15 protein-coding genes and 1 tRNA gene are annotated in these 18,022 nt (G+C 43.5%); 4 read left to right on the top strand and 12 right to left on the bottom strand.

Annotated features, from left to right (window positions below; genetic code table 11):
- Window positions 1-11: 11 nt before the first annotated feature.
- The 5 genes from IGI94_RS06820 to IGI94_RS06800 all read right to left on the bottom strand — a co-directional run bounded on the left by IGI94_RS06820 (window position 12) and on the right by IGI94_RS06800 (window position 7,318).
- Complete coding sequence (locus tag IGI94_RS06820) at window positions 12-3,434, bottom strand: ABC transporter permease (protein WP_196044686.1); 3,423 nt, start codon at window positions 3,432-3,434, stop codon at window positions 12-14.
- Complete coding sequence (locus IGI94_RS06815; protein WP_008381485.1) at window positions 3,435-4,136, bottom strand: ABC transporter ATP-binding protein; 702 nt, start codon at window positions 4,134-4,136, stop codon at window positions 3,435-3,437.
- Between the two features lie 160 nt (window positions 4,137-4,296).
- Window positions 4,297-5,136, bottom strand: coding sequence for an SDR family oxidoreductase (locus IGI94_RS06810; protein ID WP_008381487.1), 840 nt, complete (start codon window positions 5,134-5,136; stop codon window positions 4,297-4,299).
- A gap of 122 nt (window positions 5,137-5,258) precedes the next feature.
- Window positions 5,259-6,404, bottom strand: a complete 1,146-nt coding sequence (gene nagA, locus IGI94_RS06805) for an N-acetylglucosamine-6-phosphate deacetylase (RefSeq protein WP_438899577.1) — start codon at window positions 6,402-6,404, stop codon at window positions 5,259-5,261.
- 68 nt (window positions 6,405-6,472) lie between these two features.
- Complete coding sequence (locus tag IGI94_RS06800; protein WP_008381491.1) at window positions 6,473-7,318, bottom strand: helix-turn-helix domain-containing protein; 846 nt, start codon at window positions 7,316-7,318, stop codon at window positions 6,473-6,475.
- A 160-nt stretch (window positions 7,319-7,478) separates the two neighbouring features.
- Between IGI94_RS06800 and IGI94_RS06795 the strand changes: the two genes are divergently transcribed.
- A complete protein-coding gene (locus tag IGI94_RS06795; protein WP_005236448.1) occupies window positions 7,479-7,658 on the top strand; it encodes a hypothetical protein in 180 nt (59 codons plus the stop codon).
- Window positions 7,659-7,713: 55 nt separating this feature from the next.
- Here the strand turns inward: IGI94_RS06795 and IGI94_RS06790 are convergent, their stop codons facing one another.
- The 4 genes from IGI94_RS06790 to IGI94_RS06775 all read right to left on the bottom strand — a co-directional run bounded on the left by IGI94_RS06790 (window position 7,714) and on the right by IGI94_RS06775 (window position 12,309).
- The gene (locus tag IGI94_RS06790; protein WP_005236450.1) at window positions 7,714-8,931 is read right to left on the bottom strand and encodes a pyridoxal phosphate-dependent aminotransferase; all 1,218 of its coding nucleotides are present in this window, start codon (window positions 8,929-8,931) and stop codon (window positions 7,714-7,716) included.
- 168 nt (window positions 8,932-9,099) lie between these two features.
- Complete coding sequence (locus IGI94_RS06785) at window positions 9,100-9,975, bottom strand: ABC transporter ATP-binding protein (protein WP_438899576.1); 876 nt, start codon at window positions 9,973-9,975, stop codon at window positions 9,100-9,102.
- A 10-nt stretch (window positions 9,976-9,985) separates the two neighbouring features.
- Window positions 9,986-11,200, bottom strand: a complete 1,215-nt coding sequence (locus IGI94_RS06780; RefSeq protein ID WP_438899575.1) for an ABC transporter permease — start codon at window positions 11,198-11,200, stop codon at window positions 9,986-9,988.
- Window positions 11,197-12,309: a hypothetical protein gene (locus IGI94_RS06775; RefSeq protein ID WP_301388359.1), complete on the bottom strand. Its 1,113-nt coding sequence runs from the start codon at window positions 12,307-12,309 to the stop codon at window positions 11,197-11,199. Before IGI94_RS06775 ends, IGI94_RS06780 begins: the two co-directional genes overlap by 4 nt.
- 196 nt (window positions 12,310-12,505) lie before the next feature.
- Here IGI94_RS06775 and IGI94_RS06770 point away from each other — a divergent pair.
- The 3 genes from IGI94_RS06770 to IGI94_RS06760 all read left to right on the top strand — a co-directional run bounded on the left by IGI94_RS06770 (window position 12,506) and on the right by IGI94_RS06760 (window position 15,691).
- A tRNA-Leu gene (locus IGI94_RS06770) sits at window positions 12,506-12,588 on the top strand.
- 404 nt (window positions 12,589-12,992) lie between these two features.
- Window positions 12,993-14,219, top strand: a complete 1,227-nt coding sequence (locus IGI94_RS06765) for an Ltp family lipoprotein (protein ID WP_438899574.1) — start codon at window positions 12,993-12,995, stop codon at window positions 14,217-14,219.
- Between the two features lie 200 nt (window positions 14,220-14,419).
- Entirely contained in the window at window positions 14,420-15,691 is a 1,272-nt protein-coding gene (locus IGI94_RS06760; protein WP_438899573.1) for a hypothetical protein, read from the top strand.
- 92 nt (window positions 15,692-15,783) lie between these two features.
- Here IGI94_RS06760 and IGI94_RS06755 read toward each other — a convergent pair whose 3' ends face one another.
- From IGI94_RS06755 to IGI94_RS06745, 3 genes are all read right to left on the bottom strand, one after another.
- The gene (locus tag IGI94_RS06755) at window positions 15,784-16,011 is read right to left on the bottom strand and encodes a hypothetical protein (RefSeq protein ID WP_005229963.1); all 228 of its coding nucleotides are present in this window, start codon (window positions 16,009-16,011) and stop codon (window positions 15,784-15,786) included.
- A gap of 64 nt (window positions 16,012-16,075) precedes the next feature.
- Window positions 16,076-16,948, bottom strand: a complete 873-nt coding sequence (locus IGI94_RS06750; protein WP_005236471.1) for a VOC family protein — start codon at window positions 16,946-16,948, stop codon at window positions 16,076-16,078.
- Window positions 16,949-17,113: 165 nt separating this feature from the next.
- Window positions 17,114-17,947, bottom strand: coding sequence for a sugar phosphate isomerase/epimerase family protein (locus tag IGI94_RS06745; RefSeq protein WP_438899572.1), 834 nt, complete (start codon window positions 17,945-17,947; stop codon window positions 17,114-17,116).
- Window positions 17,948-18,022 lie beyond the last annotated feature (75 nt).

The raw sequence follows: 18,022 nt of genomic DNA, 5'->3' as shown, positions 1-18,022 counted from the left end.
GGCTGTTTTTGTTACTCATTGGCTTTCAAGGCATCGATCATATTGACATGTTTCAACTTGAAATACATCGCGATCCCTACCACGCCTGAAAACAAGCAGGTCAATCCCGCTGCATACACATAGCTCATTGGTTCGACTGTCGGTGAAAACATGGCGATATCAACTTCGATGGTCTGTAAGACAAATTGATGCTGAAGCACCCCTAATAACAAGCCAAAACCAATACCGAAAATCGTTAAAAAGATATTCTCACGAAAGACGTACATCGTCACTTCTCGATCATAAAAGCCTAATACTTTGATAGTCGACAACTCGCGGATCCGTTCCGCTATATTGATATTGTTCAAGTTGTACAACACGATAAAGGCTAATGCCCCTGCTGACGTGATCAAGATCCAAATGACGATGTTCAAGGTTGCTGTCGTGTCATCTAAGGCATCCGCTGAAGCTGAGAGGAAGGAAACATTGATGACATTATCTTGTGCCATCAGGTCAGCTGCGATCGCTTCTTCATCTGTTTTGCTTAAGCGCTGATTGAATTTCAATAACTCACTATTGTAAGCAGGCGTTTCCTGAAAGATCTTTTCGTACGTTTCAGGTGTCAAATAAGCAAAATGGCCCGTGTAGTTTTCTGCGATGGCAGCTACCTTCAGTTGAAATTCCTCGCCGCTTTCATTCGTCAACGTTATCGTATCACCCACCGATAATCCAAACAACTTAGCAAGCTTTTCATTGATGATGGCACCCTCTCCTTCTAGCTCGTAAGCTTCTCCTGAAACCCGATCATTCAAGTGGACAAATCTCGATAAAGCCGCAGGATCTTCTGGCACGGTGACGGTTACTTCTTGCTGCGTGACCCCCGATTGAGCCAACGTCAGACTTTCCGTATGCAAGAATAACCCTGCTTCAAAGCCTTCAATATCTTCTGCGGCGGCTTTTGTTTCACTCATTGCTTCCGAATCCTCGTCATCAAAGGTAATCACCGCCTGATATTGCCAGATTTTCTCAAACTGCAAAGGAATGATATTGCTGATGGAATCTCTCAGGCCAAACCCAGTTAAAATCATCGACGTGCAACCAGCGATTCCTAAGATGGTCATGAGCATTCTTGACTTGTAGCGAAACAGGTTTCGCATTGTAACTTTTTGAATAAAACTTAAGTGCCGCCATAAAAAAGTGATTCTTTCTAAGAGAATTCGTTTCCCTGTTTTTGGGGCCTTTGGTCTCAACAAGGAAGCCGATGACTGTCTTAAATCAAATCGTAAAACCAGCAGCGCAATTCCGATGGTGCAAAGCAAGCTAACACCCACAGCAATCAATGAAAGCCGCAAATACCATGGGGTGTCATACTCCGTGAGATTGTAAAGCGGTCCATAAGCTTGAATGATGATTGCTGGAAAAAAGGAAAAGCCTACTGCTAGGCCCAATACAGCACCTGTGATGCCTGCTGCAGAGGAATAAAGCAAAAATTTCTGTCCAATCTCCCAGTTGCGATAGCCTAGTGCTTTCAACGTTCCGATCTCACTGCGTTTTTCATCGATCATCCGCGTCATAGTGGTTAGACTCACTAAGGCTGCGATCAAAAAGAAAATGACTGGAAAAATCGTCGCTAACGAAGAAACGCGTTCCGCATTGTCTTGGTATTCTGAATAACCAGGATTCGCATCGCGGTTCGCGACACGATAAACTGCCGGTTTTAGCTCCAACAATTCCTGCTCTTTTTCCGCAACTTCTTTTTTGACATCTTCAAGCTTTTCGCGTTCTTTTGGTGCTCTTTCTTTAAATTCGGCTAGCTTTTCTTGAAGGGTTGCTTCGTTTTCTCGGTATTCCAGCCAGCCCTTGTCTAGCAAAGACTGACCATTAGCTTGCTCAGAAGCTAAAGTCTCACGAGCAACACTCAGCTGCGATTCTCCTTGAGTGATCTGGGTCTGAGCCTGTGCCAATTCTTGGCGTCCGGCACTGACCTGGCTCCAGCCAGCGTTGACTTGCTGTTGCGCCCGTTGAAGTTGCACTTCTTGTTCATTGATTTCAGCCAGTTGTCCGCTTAATTGGGCACGTTGTTGCTCACCTTCAGCAATGAGTGGATTCAATGTATCTTCAGCTGCCGTCAGCATAGTAGCAATCATCGTTTCATCGATTTCCTCCAGATCAGGAATCGGACCAAGGACATCTGTCGGTAGGTTCAACTGTGCCAGAGCGGCTGTTACTTGTGCATAGACGGTAGGCAGCTGGGCCATTTGCTCCTCTGCAGAAAGTTGACCCACACTTCTGATTTGATCCATGCCTTGGTATGCCAGCGCAAGTTGCTCCTCCACTTGTTGGGTGCCACTTTGTAGTTCTGACTTTTGTGCCGAAATGGGCGCTAACTGGGCTTGGGCTGATTTTACTTGGGCTTCTTGCTGAAGCAACGCTTGTTCGCTTTGATCCAGCAGTCGTTGGTTTTCCGCCAACGCTTGCTTACCCTCAGCTATTTTTTGTGCTTCACTATTCAACTGCTCTTGGGCAGCTTGAATTTCTGTTTGGAAAGCTGCTTCTTGTTCCGTCAGTTCCCGGTGCGCCTGCGCTAATTTTTCTTGTGCGTCGTCGAGTTCCCTTTGTGCTTCTTGCAGAGCCGTTTCTCCGTTGCGGATCTGTTCTTTGGCTTCGTCAATGGCTGGTTGTGCTTCATCGATCAGCTCTTGTCTGCGTCCTTGCGCCCGAGGAGCCAACTTTTTCTCAACTTCAGCACTTATTTGATCTCTTTTCGTCTGATACGCCACTGAATAGCTTTCCATTTGAGATAAGTCATCAAAGCGAACTAAAAATCGGGCGTACGCACTTTCTTTAAAATCCTCCTCAGGAATCACCGCAAAGTAATCCACTGTCCCATTACCAACGGTACTGTTCCCCCGATGAAAGTTCTCAATATATTCAGGACTATTGACAAAGCCCACGATCGTGAAGGTATGGGTTTTTAATTGATTTTCGCCACTTTCTGGCAACTCAAAGGATTCATCTAATTCGAAACCACCACTATTTTGTGCCGCTTGATCTAAGGCGATTTCCCCTGATTTTTGCGGCAATCGACCAGAAGTCACCTCATATTGATTGACAGGTCGATCAGTTGAAAGAGAGAAGACACGAATCACAGCACGATGATTTTCGGCATTGATATCAGCGATCTGCTCCGTCTCAACCGCTGTGACGCCAGGCATTTCCTCAATGATTTGCCGATCGGTATCCGACAACCCCAAAGTTGAAGCAATTGTAAGGTCGGCTAATTGTTGGCGAGAAAAGTAATCTTCAGCAGCTTGTTTCATATTAGGGCCGGTGGCGCTGATCCCGACAAAAAAAGCGACTCCTAAAAAGATAATGCCTAAAATGGACAAAAATCGCCCGGGTGCTTGCCTAATTTCACGTAAACTGGAACGTAATAATGTTTTTTTCATAGGCATTTACCAAGAAATAGAGGCAATTGGAATCGGATGAGTATTTTTTTCCATCTTGCGAACCTTTGCGTCATTGATATGGATCACGCGATCCGCCATGGGAGCCAATGCACTGTTGTGTGTAATGATCAAAACGGTCGTCCCAGTCTCGCGAGCTGTTTTTTCTAAAATAGCCAAAATCTGTTTTCCCGTTTCATAGTCAAGTGCCCCAGTTGGTTCATCACAAAGCAGCAGTTTGGGCTTCTTGGCTATGGCACGAGCAATCGTGACCCTTTGCTGTTCACCGCCAGACAATTGTGCAGGAAAGTGATCCAAGCGATCACCTAATCCAACTTGGGTCAAAATCTCAGCTGCATCAAGTGCTTCGGGTACGATTTGTGCCGACAGTTCCACATTTTCTCTAGCCGTCAAGTTCGGCACCAAATTGTAAAATTGAAAGACAAATCCGACGTCTTTGCGACGATAGGTCGTTAGTTGTTTAGCATCAAAACCAGCAATATCCGTTCCATCGACAATCACTTGGCCGCTGTCACATTGATCCATCCCGCCTAGTATGTTCAAAACGGTGGACTTACCGGCGCCACTAGGACCAAGGATCAGCGCGATCTCGCCTTTCTCTACGGAAAAAGAGACGCCATCATTGGCAGCAATCACCGTATCGCCCATTGTGTATTTCTTCACTTCTTTCACTACTTCAATATAACTCATTTTATTCCTCCAAGAATTCCAGCGCCGCATGCGCTTTCTCGCTTAACAGTGTATCACACTTTTTCCCTTGAAAGAAACCGCAAAAAAGCAGCACAAGGTCGTGCTGCTAAAAAACAAGTCATTTATTCAAAGTGATCCAGATTGGCAAAAGCAAAACAAATCATTTTGTGTGGTCCGCAATTCTTTGTTGCGTTTCTTGCCATAGTTTCTGTGCTTGTTGCTGCTCCTTCGGGATCTCGGTTAGGACTGCTTGACGATCAACAAAGTAGCGGCCACTGATACCCGCAACGTCTGGACTTAGCGCTAAGTAAATCGCTGTATCTGCCCCTTCTTCGGCTGTTTTAAAAAAAGGCGTCAACATTTTATAAATAGACTGACCAAATCCTGTTTGTCGACTGACCCCTAAGCTGGTCGCCACAGCTCCCGGATGCAAGGAATTAGCAGTAACGGTCGTATTGCGTAGCTGAAACGCAAGCGCATCCGTAAATAAAATCAGGGCTTTTTTTGAGCGGCCATATTCCCGCCAAGGGAAAAAATCCGGTACATCGAAAAAGCGCTGATCTTTTTTCTTTACAAATTTGTAGGCGCCGGATGACACATTGACGATCCTGCCGGCATCGGCACGTTTTATTAGCGGCAATAACTGACGGGTCAGTTCAAAATGCCCCACGTAGTTTACGCCCAGCATTTGTTCAAATCCATCGGCTGTTCGCTCTTTTTTTAAATTGACGATGCCTGCATTATTGATCAGTACATCCAATTTCTCAAAGCGGGCGTTGATTTCAGCGGCTGACTTGCGTACGCTAGCCAACGACCCCAAATCACCGATCACTAGATCGATGCTTGGATTGCCTGTCTCTTCCTTCAAACGTTGCTGTGCTGCCTGCCCTCGTTCGGCAGAACGGCAATACAAAATCACATGCATCCCCAATTCTGCCAATTGTTTGGCTGTTGCAAAGCCCATACCGGCATTGGCGCCGGTAACTAAAATCGTCTTCAAATCCCCATCATCTCCTTCATAGGATGTCGTTTTCTTTCATCATAACTGAAAACAAAAAAATCTGCTCAAAAAACAGATCAAGAGAAGCTCTCTTCTTGTTTCTTTAAGCAGATTGTTTTATTTTACGCCTGGTAGCGGCAGACGCCATCTAAATAGGTGGCTGTTACATTCATTTCTTGATCCAAAACAATAAAGTCAGCTGGGCGACCTTGTTTGATCATGCCGCAAGCATGGTCAATTTTACAGCTGATTGCTGGAATCAAGCTGGCCATCATGACCGCTTCTTGAGGGGTAGCGATTCCCCAGTCTACTACATTTTTCACAGCTTCTTTTAGTTTCAAAATACTACCAGCAAGATTGCCAGTTTCCATTCGAGCCGTTCCGTCTTTCACCACTACTGGAAATTCACCTAAAATATAATCACCATCTGGCATGCCGCCAGCCATCATACAGTCAGTGATCAAGGCAACATGGTCGTGACCAGCTTTTTCCATCAAAATCTCAGCTGCTTGAGGATGCACATGGTGGCCATCACAAATCAACTCTGAAAAAACTTCTTTTAATGAAAGTAGGGCACCAACCATTCCAGGCTCGCGATGGTTTAATCCGCGCATACCGTTGAATGCATGAACAAAAACGCTAGCACCAGCTTCAACTGCTGTTTGCGCTTCTTGTAATGTACCGTTACTATGGCCTAGAGCAACCACTACGCCTTCTTCCGTCACTTGCGAAACAAACTCACTCATACCTTCTCGTTCAGGAGCCAAGGCGATTTTTTTGATAATTCCACCAGAAGCTTCTTGCCATTCATGGAAGGTATCGATATCAGGATCACCAAAATAAATTGGATTTTGTGCACCTTTATGTTCTTCAGTAAAGAATGGGCCTTCAAAATAGATCCCTTGGATTTTTGCTCCTGTAACTTCGTCTTTGACTTTCCCAACGGTTTCAGCAACATCCCGCAACCGTTCTTTGCTGGATGTTAAGGTTGTTGGCAAGAAGGAAGTCACACCACATGATAAAAGGCCTTCCGACATGGCTTTAATGCCTTCTGCATCGTTGTCCATCACATCATGGTTCATAAATCCGTGGATATGAGTATCCACAAGACCCGGTGCTACCCATTTGCCTGAATAATCTTCTACGTCTGCACCAGAAGGGACTTCATCGACGATTGCTCCGAATTTCCCCTCTTTGACCTCCAGGTAACCAGGGCCATGAACCGCTGATTTTAGAAAGAATTTGTCTGCGTAAATATATTTATTCATCTTGATCGCTCCTCTATTTCTTTTCTTCCTTAAAAGTACTCTTATTTAGGGAAGAAGTCAAGAAAGGTCTACACCACTTTGTCAGATTGGCGAATATCCATGACAGCACGATACAGCTGAAAACTTTTTTCGGCTGCATTTTCTTCTTTCAGTCTATAAAGTAAGTGTCCCTTCAGTTCAAACAATTCTTCTAGAAAATACAAACTGTTCTTTTCTCTGGCTAAGGAAATGCCTTCGTTCGTTACCTTTAGCGCGAGGCAATCTTCTTGTTGCTCCTTTAAAAAGACCGCATAATTGTAGTAAATTTTGGTCAATGATGTGGAGAGACGTTCCGGTGGCAATGCGTGCATGGCATCGTATGCTTTTTCTAAGTAAAAACGAGCTTCACCCAGTTGCAGCAAATCACTATAGACGCGACCCATGCAGCTCAGGATACGAATTTCCATCACCGACACATTGGTCTTATCCTGTTGATAGGAGTAGGCCAATCCTTTTTTCAGCGCCTCAAGGGCGGCATCATAGTTTTGATCGAGGAAATAATCACAGCTGCCTAGATAGTAGTAATACATTTGCATATCTGAATCCAGATACAAATAATCCTTGATCGCCTTATCTTCCATTTTTTCCCGCATTTCTTGAAACTGCTTATGGACAAAATGTGATTCGATTTCGGCAAAGATTTGATTGGTTTTGTTGATCTCTTCCGAATGAAGCATCATTACTTGATCTAAGGTGACTCCTAAGCGTTGGCAGATTTGATACATCACCCAGACATTCGGCAACTCTTCGTTGTTTTCAATACGGCTTAAAACACTTTGCGAACAAATATCTTCCGCTAACATCTTCTGTGTCATCTTTCGTTTCAACCGAATCGAACGGATATTTTGACCAAAAGATTCTTCTTTTTTCTTCATAATCGTCCTCCAGGGGGAATTCTTATAAAAACCGAACGTTTCTTGTCAAAAATGCGAATTCGCATTTTTAATTTTCTTTATTTTAGCACATAATGACAAAAAGGAAAGCAATTTCAAGAATGTCTTGTTATTTTTCCACAATTTCAAATGAGGTGTTAAGATGACGATCGACAGTACGATCTTTTTTACATGGGATGGCAAGAAGTATCAAGGGATCATCGAACGAGAATATGAGAACTCTGTTCTGGTTCAAGTCACCGATCCTAGTGCTGAAATGCTGGATAAATTTACCAATCGAATGATTGTGAGCAAAAAAATTTGTCAACCAGTTGCCGAATAAAAACATAAGCACCACTCCCTCACGGTTGTTGAAGGAGCGGTGCTTTTTTATATTTTTATTTCTGACGATAGGACGCCAAAAATTCTGTCATTTTTTCAGCAGTCGTTTTTAAGTCTTCCATATTAGGAAGATAAACGATTCGGAAATGATCTGGCTGTTGCCAGTTGAACCCACCGCCGTGAACCAGCAAGATGTGGTGCTCGTGTAAAAAGTCTAAAACAAATTGTTCATCATTGGTGATATTAAAGCGTTGAATATCAATTTTAGGGAAAATATAAAAGGCGGCTTTCGGTTTCACCGCTGACAATCCCGGAATGTCATTGATTGCCTTGTGGATAAACGCTCTTTGTTCATAAATACGACCACCTGGTAATAGTAACTCATCAGAACTTTGATAGCCTCCTAATGCAGTCTGAACGATTTGTTGCGATAAGACATTCGAACACAGTCGCATCGAAGATAGCATATTCAAGCCTTCGATATAGTCTTTCACATGGGACTTGTCGCCACTGAGGACCATCCAGCCCACACGGAAACCTGCCACTCGATGAGACTTAGACAAGCCACCTAGCGTCACAACGAATCGATCTGGCGCTAATGTAGCAATCGGCACATGGACATAATCATCCATGACTAATCGGTCATAGATCTCATCAGAGAAAATGATCAAGTCATGCTCACGAGCAACGTCGACGATTTGCTCCAAAATTTCTTTTGGATAAACGGCTCCTGTTGGATTGTTCGGATTAATAATGACGATCGCTTTGGTTTTGCTGGTGACCTTAGCTTTGATGTCCTCGATATCAGGATTCCAATCTGCTTGTTCATCACAAATATAATGGACGGGCTTTCCGCCAGCTAATGAGATCGAAGCAGTCCACAAAGGATAGTCAGGCATCGGCACGAGCACTTCGTCCCCATTGTTACATAGGCCCTGCATACACATCGTGATCAGCTCGGAAACACCATTACCTGTGTAAATATCATTGATGGTCACATCAGGAAATTTCTGTAATTGATAATATTGTTCAATCGCTTTACGGGCAGAAAAAATCCCTTTCGAATCAGAATATCCTTCCGATTCTCGCACGTTCATAATCAGGTCTCTAACGATCTCATTTGGGGCTTCGAACCCAAATGGCGCGGGATTCCCCGTATTTAATTTCAAGATACTGATGCCTTCTTCTTGCATCCGATCGGCTTCTTCTAAAACTGGGCCGCGCACATCATAACTGACCCCTTCAAGTTTTGACGACTTCGAAAATTTCTTCATATTCCATTTCTCCTTTAACCATAGGTCAACGTCAGGTTATTGGTTCTCGTCGTTGATCTCTTTTCAGATTGAACCTATTATAGCAAAAAACTTTTACCTATGGCGAAATTTTTTTGCTTCTCCTTCATCTGTGCTTGTCCCGCTCTCATCTCGTAAATAGTGCGGCAGTCAGTGATTTTCAGAAAAATACGTCAAATACAATTCATTTAGTGCCAAGTGCCCCACAGAAAAATCAGTGATCCCTGCAGCGATAAACCGTTGCGGTAGCTGAGGATCGCTGATTTCTACCAGATAGATCCGTCCTTGCAGATCGATGGTCACCGTCGTTAATTCTGGAAAAGCCACCAAAAAATCTGCCGAGTCCGTTTTTAAGTACAACGGTTGATTGACTAACGACTTGCGACCAAAGTATTCGTGAATGATCTTGCCGTCTTTTAAAAACAAGACCCGATCCGCGTAGGAATCCAAATTCGTCAAAATATGCGAAGCAATCACGATCGCTTTCTTTTGCGCTCGCAAGGCTTTTAATACGTTAGAGATCAATTCCACATTGGTCGGATCCAAGCCATTCATGACTTCATCCATCAGCATATAAGGCGTATCCGTCACGATCTGCATCGCAAAACAAAGACGTTGCCGCATGCCCAGCGAATAGGTACCCACAGGACGTTTGATATAGTCACTCATCCGCAAACGATCAATCGTTTCTTCCACTAAGTGTTCCTCTGAACGCCACATTCGCTGATACAGCTTGAGATGCTCGAAACCACTCAAATCATTGTACAAATCATTTTGGTCAGGAAAAAACGAAATTTGTTGATGCGCTGCCACTTCTGATTTTTTGGTCACATATACTTGACTGCCATTCAAAAATACTGCGCCTTCATTCGGCTGGATGAAATTCATCGCCACATTCAATAGCGTGGATTTCCCGGTGCCGTTAGGGGCGACTAATCCGACGATTTCCCCGGGAGAAAAGGCAATGGAAAGCTGATCCAATACTTTTCTCGTATACGTGACCGTCACATTTTTCAGTTCTAACATATCGTTCCTCCTATGCCAAATGAAATTTTTTGCGTTGGATCGTCACGAAGAAACACATTTCGATCAGAAGCCAAACGCCTCCTAATAAAAGCAACCCTTTTTCCATCGTAAACCCTGCAGAACCAAAATAAAAACGTGTCCAGCCTGAAAGGACTTGTCCCACATTTTGATACAGATAGACATACAGCGTTTTATCAAGGTAAGCACTGAACCAACGTCTTTGGAAAATATAGGGTGAAAGCAAGCAAAAACCAGCCAAAAGCAAATTAACCAGTTCTGAGCGAAACAGGGCACTGAACAACAAGATGCCGCGACAATAAATAAACTGCAAAAAAAGCGTCGCAAGAAAACATTGGCCTATAAAAAGACCGATGGCTTGTGTTTCAAAAGCGTTGAAATCTGTGATCGGGTAGCGGGCATCAAAGGTCGGTGATAAAATCGTGACCGGTAGTTCCAGGGAACCAAAGCCGAATTGAATGCCAGAACCCAACCAGAGAAAGAACATGGTCCCAAGCGTTGCAATTGCAGAACCGACCATCAATACTGCCGTTTTGCTCCAAAGGATCTCTTCTGCCGATAATGGCAGTGAAAGAAATAGGGATTTATGTCTTCGTTCTTTTGGTAAGCAATCGATCGCCAAAAATAAAGAAATAGCAAGCAATAGAATCGGTAAATATCCAGTAAAACTTCGCTGCAATGCCTGTATCCCCGTTTTTTGCTCCATGACTGCTTGCGAGAGTTTCTTATTCGGCAACTGGCTGAAGGCTTCCATAAGCTTAGCGGTTGAAGCATAACCAAAGCGACCGTCATAGGCAGCGTAGTAATTTTGAAACGTATAATAATCCGGTGTATAAAAAACATTTCGTTCATCGGTAAACTGCAACGCCAACTGGTACCACGTAGTTGTTCCTCGTGCATAAGCTTGCCAGTTTTCATCAGCTAGTGCATCTAATCGTTGTTTTTCCGCTTCGTTCCATGGGGTAAACATTTCAACTGCTAAGCTTGCCGACCAATGGTCAGAAGGATTGGCTGCTTGTTGATCAAGAAAATCTTGTCGCACGGTATAGCGTTGTTGCATTTCTGTTTTATCTACTCGTTCAATCGGGCGAAAATCTTTTTGCCAAAAACTGTAAACGCCGCTATAGATAAGAAGCAAGCAAAAAAGACCAATAGTTTTCTTGCTCTTTAAGAGTTGTCGTAATTCAAATAAAAAATAGTCTTTCATCCTTTGCCTCCTCTCAACAAGCGATTCTGTTTATCCGCAACGAGCATCAAAGCTATACAAAGGAAGATCCACACCACCGTCAGCAGCCAACTAGCATAGACTCCCCAAGAAGTACCAGAACCCAATGCAAAGGCGCCCGAATAAAATTTATCCATAGCAGCTATATGAACTGGTAACAGTGGGATCTTTTGCAGCATCGGAATCAAGCCGAGCCCATAAAAAAGCACCAGCAAAAAGAAAGAGACGTATCGATTGGCTGCGATCATGTTCATGACAAAACCTAAGCATTCGATCAAACCAATCAGCAAGCCAAAAGAAACCAGGCTATATAAAACGCTCTGCCAAAAAGGTAAGGCTACCCAATCCCCATTGAGATAGACGGCTACTGGATACTGCCAATCCCCGAACTCCCCCAGAAGGCTCATTGAAAGAAAGACACCTAAGAAGAACACAATCAAAACGCCTAAATTTGTAATCCCTTTAACCACAATTTTACTTAACATCCGAATCGGAAAAATCTGCGGGTACGAGCGAATCAAAGAGAAGTGTTCTCTTTCTTCTATCAAATTGTCACTGGCAAAAAAAGCCCAAAAGAAGAAGCCAAAATTCAGCAAAAACGTTATTGCCAAAGCGACAGCGGTCTGGGCATTGGCAGCAGTGAGGACCGGCTCTTTTTCTTGCTCGACTAAAGCTTGATAGACCTTCTGATCTTGTTCGATTGCCCATAAAGGTGGCAAAAATCCTTTGTCATCAACTTCTGACGCCCAAATCTGCTTTTTTAGTTCTGCAATTTGAATACTCGTTTGATTAAATCGTTCGTATTCTTCCATAATCAAGTTGGATAACTGTCGCGAAGTCAGTGTATTATTTTCAAGCAAAAGTTGATACACCTCTTGTTCAGCAGGTGAACCCGACTGATTGGCTTGGTAGCGATCAACAAGCCGTGAGGCTTCCGCTTTTTCTGCAGTGATCGTGGCGGGTAAGTTGATGGGTTCCATCAGCTTCAAATAAATGGAAAAACAGCAACCTAAACTAAAGGCACCAATGAGCAGGAAGAGGAACGTTTTCTGTTTGACAGATTTGGCTAACTGGTTTTTAAAGTAGTTCATTTGCTCTCCTCTCAAAAAAATAATTATTCATTCTTTTAGCATACCTTTTATGGAAAAAAATGCAATCTAAAGTCTGAAAATTCTTTCAAATAGCATTAGGAAAAGTTATTGACAAACCTGTTGAAAATCAGGTAAGATATTTTCTAGACGCGGCGTGACAGAACTACCTCAGCCTGCGTTTCCTTCTATAGTATTTGCGGAAATGACGGAATGGCAGACGTGCAAGATTGAGGGTCTTGTGAGCAATCGCTCGTGTGGGTTCAAATCCCATTTTCCGCATCCTTACAGCTTCCCTATTATGGGAAGCTGTTTTTTTGTTTGCTCAAAAGATTCCCCATGGCGATCCTTCGATGAATTCTTTCGATCGCTTTGATCTTGAGCGTCTACTCCTAGAAAGTTGATACGAAGCTTCCTTTCCCAAATGTAAAAATTGATAAAAACTCTTTTATTATTGCATTTTACACTATTTTTCATATAAAATGAATAATATAACAATTATTCTCGAAAGCTGGTTCGATGCTCCGCTTTTTCTTATTGGCGGATCAGAAACAGTTGCCTGAATTTACTGGTGATGAAAAATCTTTTCAGCATTTTTCCCATTCACCTTCTCTCCTCCTTCCCCCAGATAAACAAACCTCTTCCGACCGTTTTCTCAGTTACTTTCGATAGAAAGAAGGAGCCTAATGAAAAAAAGAGTACTGATCACCCTATTGTCATTCGTTATTTTGCTTATCGGTTGCGCAAAGGCAGAGGAAGAACTGTCAGAGACCGTTGCACTTGGCATCGACGCACGACTGGAATATACAAACCAATCCGGAACGGGCTGGGCCTATTATCACCCAGCAACCTTAGAGTTGTTGATTGCCGGCAGTCAAGCCGAATTGGCTATTTTGGAAGAGCTTGATTCTTCCGACGAAGATCTTTATCAGTTAATCAGCCACACAATTGATTTGATGGCAACCGCTGAACGAGCGTTAGTGGAGCGTCGGATCGATGTCCCTGCTTGGTTTGCTGCCCGCATTGGTTATAGCCAGGCTCTGGCTGCGATTCATGAACGGAGCCCTATCATTCTCAGTAATCATGACAACCTCAACCGTCTACTGGAGGTAGCAAACGAAACGATTCCTGAAGCCGATCCGCGGGAAAAGCTGGGGCTTTTGGCAGACGATATCGAGCAGCTTCAGCAGCTCACAGAAGATGCGCTTACTCTTCATCGCACAATCGAACTTGAAGATGGACTCACTGCCACTGTTTACCACACAAGCGAAACGAATGTTGACGTCTTCGTTTTTGCGATGCCCGATGAGGAGTACGCATCTGGGTTTACTGTTCTGAATCGGGAAACTGCCGACGAGCAAAAAGCTGCTTTCTATGAAACGATTTTACGAGCGCTCGCCGTAAATATTCCTCGTGAATCAATGATGTTTATGAATCGATTCGATCAATCTTCTGATGAACATCAGCTGGCGGTGATGACCTATGGCTTTGATCATGACATTGATCAAGACATGATCACTACCGTGTATCAACAGCTTCAAGAAGCAAACGCCAAACAAAAAGCAGCTACGGCTTTGCAGCAAGAGCAAAACAAGGACGAACAAACTCAGACCGAGAATGAAGGATCTTCAGAACAAAGACGAGCGATCGCTCGTGCCGAATCCTATACGAACCTCATGGCTTTCTCACGTGCACGATTGATACAACAATTAGAATTTGAAGGGTTTACCCATAATGATGCACAATGGGCAGTTGATCAGCTCACGATTGATTGGTACGAGCAGGCGTTGAAGAAAGCAAATAGTTACCATTCCTTGATGAGTCTTCCTCCTGACAACATTCGCCGGTTATTGATTTTTGAAGACTTTTCAGAAGAACAAATCGACTACGCGATGACAAACATAGGTAACTAAAAACTAGCGAAAAAAGGGTTTCGCGATGCCCATATGCTGTTGTAGTGACCTCAAAAAGTTAGGTTTTTTGGTCTAACTTTGGGGGCTCAGTTGATGTCCCTTGTATTGTGGCTATGTTTATACCCAAGAAAGTGCTCGATCTGATGCGTTCATTCGTACAAATTGGCGAGGTTTACTAGAGTCTCACGAGGAGGAGAAAAATGAAAAAACAAGTTTTGTTGCCTTTATTACTGATACTATCCCTGATTTCAGGATGTGGGACGATAAATTCAGCAAGCCCTGAGGAACTTTCTGAGCGCATCGGTGCAGCTTTAGATGCTGGTTGGGAACATACCTATCATGCAGAAAATCTTACTTATGATTTAAGTATTGAAAATCTCGAACTGATGATTCGAGGCAAAGAAGCGGAATTGGCCTTTCTAGACCAGGTCAATAGCAATTCAGAACACAAGGCGGCATTCATTGAAAACACGGAAACAATGATCGCACTCGCTCAAGAAGCGATCGAAGCTCGCTATCTGGATATGCCGAGTTGGGTTGCCGCTCGCAATGGCCGTATCGAAGCCTTACTTGCCATCCATGAAGAGAGCCCGATCATCGTCAGTAGACGAGCAAAATTGCAAGAATTATTCAACGAATACGAAGAGGATTTAGCACTAGTGACCGCTGGAGCAAACAATCCTCTTGCCGATGAAGAAGGAATTAATGAAGATACACGAGAAAAGCTTGGTTTGACACCTGATACACTTGAACACTTACACCAACAAAGCGATGACCAAGAAATCAAGTGGCAGAGTGCTATTGATTTGGCGAACGGTGTGACCATGAATGTCTTTTCAACAAAACATGAGCCAGTGGGGATTCTCACATTTACGAATGCTGGTGAGACCTACCCTTCCGCAATCACTTTGTTTAATGGACAAACGACGGAAATCGTTCCCGAGATAATGACTCCTTACGAAGCCGTTTCCGCTTATTTTTACGAAATTGCCGATGCTGTTTATGAAACGATTCCAGTCGGTTATCGATTTCTGGTTGAATCACTATGGCTTGAACTGGAAAACGACAATCGTTTTCAGTTCAGAACCTACGTGTTTGATAACGAAGTGACCGAGGAAACGATTTTAGCAGGGTTTCATCTCGCCCCGACTGTAGCAGCACGCTATGAGCGCGAAAACAATGCGACAGAACGAGAACTTGAAGCCTTTTTCCTCGTTAGAGCGCAAGGAAATCGTCGCTTTTATTCAAAACAAGAGATGGCAGAACTGTTAGAAACAGAAGGTTTTACTGCGGAGGAAACACAATGGGCACTAGAAACCCTAGATGTAGATTGGTATCGCCATGCTTTAGGACGCGCCAATCAATCCCGTCGGGTGTTAGGGATCCGTCAAAGAAATATGGCTGCTCATCTTGAAGGGAACGGCTTCTCACCTGATGAGATCGAATTTGCGATTGAAAACATGGAAAATTAATATGTAGGGGACGAGACAGATCCCACTCCCCATTTTTTCTTAGCGTAAACAAAAAACCGACCAATCTTCCTGTTTAAGATTGGTCGATTTCTTTATTTTTTGGTTTTGATTGGTACCATGGCTTTGCGCCGATGCTGCTTCATTATTGCTTGAAGACCATAGACACCAACTCCGATAATTCCTGCAAAAGCCGAAAAAGCAATAAAAATCACAGGAGACGCCCCACTTTCTATTAATTGTTTCCCTTGGACAAAGAAAAATAAGCCCATGCTGATCAATAATGCTAGAAATAGTGATTGTCCCGCCCCGTTTTTTTTCATGCTTGCTCTCCTTTTACTTGATTATAGGTTATTCTCTCATTTCATGAATGAAAAAACCTCCATCTTAAGGCTGATTCTTTCTTTCGATGATCAGATTGATCCCATTCGGATCAGTCAAATGCAAGCGGCTGTCTGTTTCTAACTCATAAGAAACGCCACTTGCCTTTAGGTGACTTCGTAACGTAGAAAAAGCCAAAGCTGGCAAAACGATCGTAAAGTACGCTAAGCCTAGATCCTTTTCCTCCATAGCTGGAACATTTCTTCCCATCCAAATATTCGATCCGATATGGTGATGATACGAACCAGCAGCAAAAAACTTTGCTTGGCTACCAAAATCTGAAGTCAAACGCATGCCTAAAACTTCGGTGTAGAATTCTTCTGTTTTTGCCAGATCCGCCACTTTCAAATGGACATGCCCCACCGTGGTGCCAACTGGAAAAGTCGTTTGTGATCGGTCAGCGGCTCCCAGCACGCCTTGCGCGTCCATTTCGATAGTAACGCCTACGATCTCACCGTCTGCTCGAATATCCCATTCACTCTTCGGTTTGTCACGATACACTTCGATCCCGTTTCCTTCTGGATCGGTCAGGTATAACGCTTCACTATACCCATGATCGCTAGCACCATCCAGAGGGGCTTTGGCCTCCAAATAATGAATCAGCATATTTCCTAGGTCTTTACGGCTAGGCAAAAGAAACGCCGTATGGAAAAGACCTGTTTTCCGTGTCAAAGGCAACGGATCACTTACCTTCTCTAGGACTAAAAGCTCTTGTGTCCCCACGCCCAATCGCGCGTGATCTACACTTTGCTCCAATAAAGTTAGGCCAATCACGTCCGAATAAAACCGGCTCATTTTTTCCATATTCGCTACTTTTAAAACGACTTTGCCAATTGCGGCTGTTGCATCGATTTGATAGGTTGATTGAATCATTGTCATCGCTATTTCCTCTTTTCTAAACAGTTAAATTCACTTGTACCTTTAAGTATAACACTAACTTTTAGTAAGTAAATAAATCTGCTTGTTGAGGAAAGGATTCCTTGATCTCCCGTGACTCCTTGTAACAAAGCTTTTCCTCATCAGTCACAATCAAAGACAGCTCGCTCACTTTTGCAATGCTTCAATCAGTGAAATGGCCAGCTGCATCGCTTCTTCGGTCGTCCCTTCTAACACAACATAACAAAACGGCTTGTATTCAGCGGTGATGGCCAATAGTTGTTGATAATCAATCCTTCCTTCTCCCAATGGCACTACCTTGATTTTACCATCGATTACTTGATAGTCCTTCAAGTGCAAGCAAACGATGGCATCACCAAAGCGGGAAAAAGCTTCCCTTGTCAAAGCGACTTGCTCTTGATAGTTCTTCGCCGTAATCAGATTGGTTGGATCAAAGATGATCCCTAAATAGTCAGACGGTACTCGTTCCAGCAATTCTTCGATTCGATCGATCGATGATAGTGGATGATTCAAGCCCGCTTCAATCCCTAGCATCACTTGATGTCTCTTAGCCACTTGGACCAAACGCTTGATCACCTGAACCAAATCATCGAAAACGACGTCACTGAAATTTTCCTCGGTATACCCCATATTTGGCAAAACCGAACCAGTTTCACTTGCAACCATAGCAGCATCAAAGTATTTGGCATGTGCGAGATAGGTCTCGAATCTGGATAAAATCGCTTCCCGTTTTTCCAGATCAGGATGGATCAGATTACTATAACAACTCAATAAAGCGACCTGAACATAAGATTGACCAAAAACACGTTTGAAAAAGCGGCCTAAACCAGGGCTTAATTGCTCTGGCTCTGCCCATTGCGGGAAGGATTTATTTAATGCAAATTGAATGTTATGAATGTTTTTGGCGGCAATTTTTTGCGCTAATTCTTCTGGGGACCCATAATTCTTTAAATCATGCCCCCGAACAGTTAGTTGAAACATAGCTTCTCCTTTCTTCACTGCTTTTGAAGCAAAAAGAAGACCAAGCAGCGAATCACTTCAACTGGTCTTGGTCTT

The organism is Enterococcus sp. AZ149, from assembly GCF_051714285.1.
Taxonomy (GTDB): Bacteria; Bacillota; Bacilli; order Lactobacillales; family Enterococcaceae; genus Enterococcus_D; species Enterococcus_D entomosocium.
Note: the sequence above shows the minus strand (reverse complement) of the source record. Positions and strands in the feature narration are given on the sequence as shown.

Excerpts from the sequence above, each read along its gene's own strand:
- IGI94_RS06800 (WP_008381491.1), bottom strand. The coding sequence starts at position 7,318 with ATGAAGAAAAAAGAAGAATCTTTTGGTCAAAATATCCGTTCGATTCGG.
- IGI94_RS06815 (WP_008381485.1), bottom strand. The coding sequence starts at position 4,136 with ATGAGTTATATTGAAGTAGTGAAAGAAGTGAAGAAATACACAATGGGC.
- IGI94_RS06795 (WP_005236448.1), top strand. The coding sequence starts at position 7,479 with ATGACGATCGACAGTACGATCTTTTTTACATGGGATGGCAAGAAGTAT.
- IGI94_RS06785 (WP_438899576.1), bottom strand. The coding sequence starts at position 9,975 with ATGTTAGAACTGAAAAATGTGACGGTCACGTATACGAGAAAAGTATTG.
- IGI94_RS06820 (WP_196044686.1), bottom strand. The coding sequence starts at position 3,434 with ATGCCTATGAAAAAAACATTATTACGTTCCAGTTTACGTGAAATTAGG.
- IGI94_RS06755 (WP_005229963.1), bottom strand. The coding sequence starts at position 16,011 with ATGAAAAAAAACGGGGCGGGACAATCACTATTTCTAGCATTATTGATC.
- IGI94_RS06765 (WP_438899574.1), top strand. The coding sequence starts at position 12,993 with ATGAAAAAAAGAGTACTGATCACCCTATTGTCATTCGTTATTTTGCTT.
- IGI94_RS06745 (WP_438899572.1), bottom strand. The coding sequence starts at position 17,947 with ATGTTTCAACTAACTGTTCGGGGGCATGATTTAAAGAATTATGGGTCC.
- nagA (WP_438899577.1), bottom strand. The coding sequence starts at position 6,404 with ATGAATAAATATATTTACGCAGACAAATTCTTTCTAAAATCAGCGGTT.
- IGI94_RS06760 (WP_438899573.1), top strand. The coding sequence starts at position 14,420 with ATGAAAAAACAAGTTTTGTTGCCTTTATTACTGATACTATCCCTGATT.
- IGI94_RS06790 (WP_005236450.1), bottom strand. The coding sequence starts at position 8,931 with ATGAAGAAATTTTCGAAGTCGTCAAAACTTGAAGGGGTCAGTTATGAT.
- IGI94_RS06750 (WP_005236471.1), bottom strand. The coding sequence starts at position 16,948 with ATGACAATGATTCAATCAACCTATCAAATCGATGCAACAGCCGCAATT.
- IGI94_RS06775 (WP_301388359.1), bottom strand. The coding sequence starts at position 12,309 with ATGAACTACTTTAAAAACCAGTTAGCCAAATCTGTCAAACAGAAAACG.
- IGI94_RS06780 (WP_438899575.1), bottom strand. The coding sequence starts at position 11,200 with ATGAAAGACTATTTTTTATTTGAATTACGACAACTCTTAAAGAGCAAG.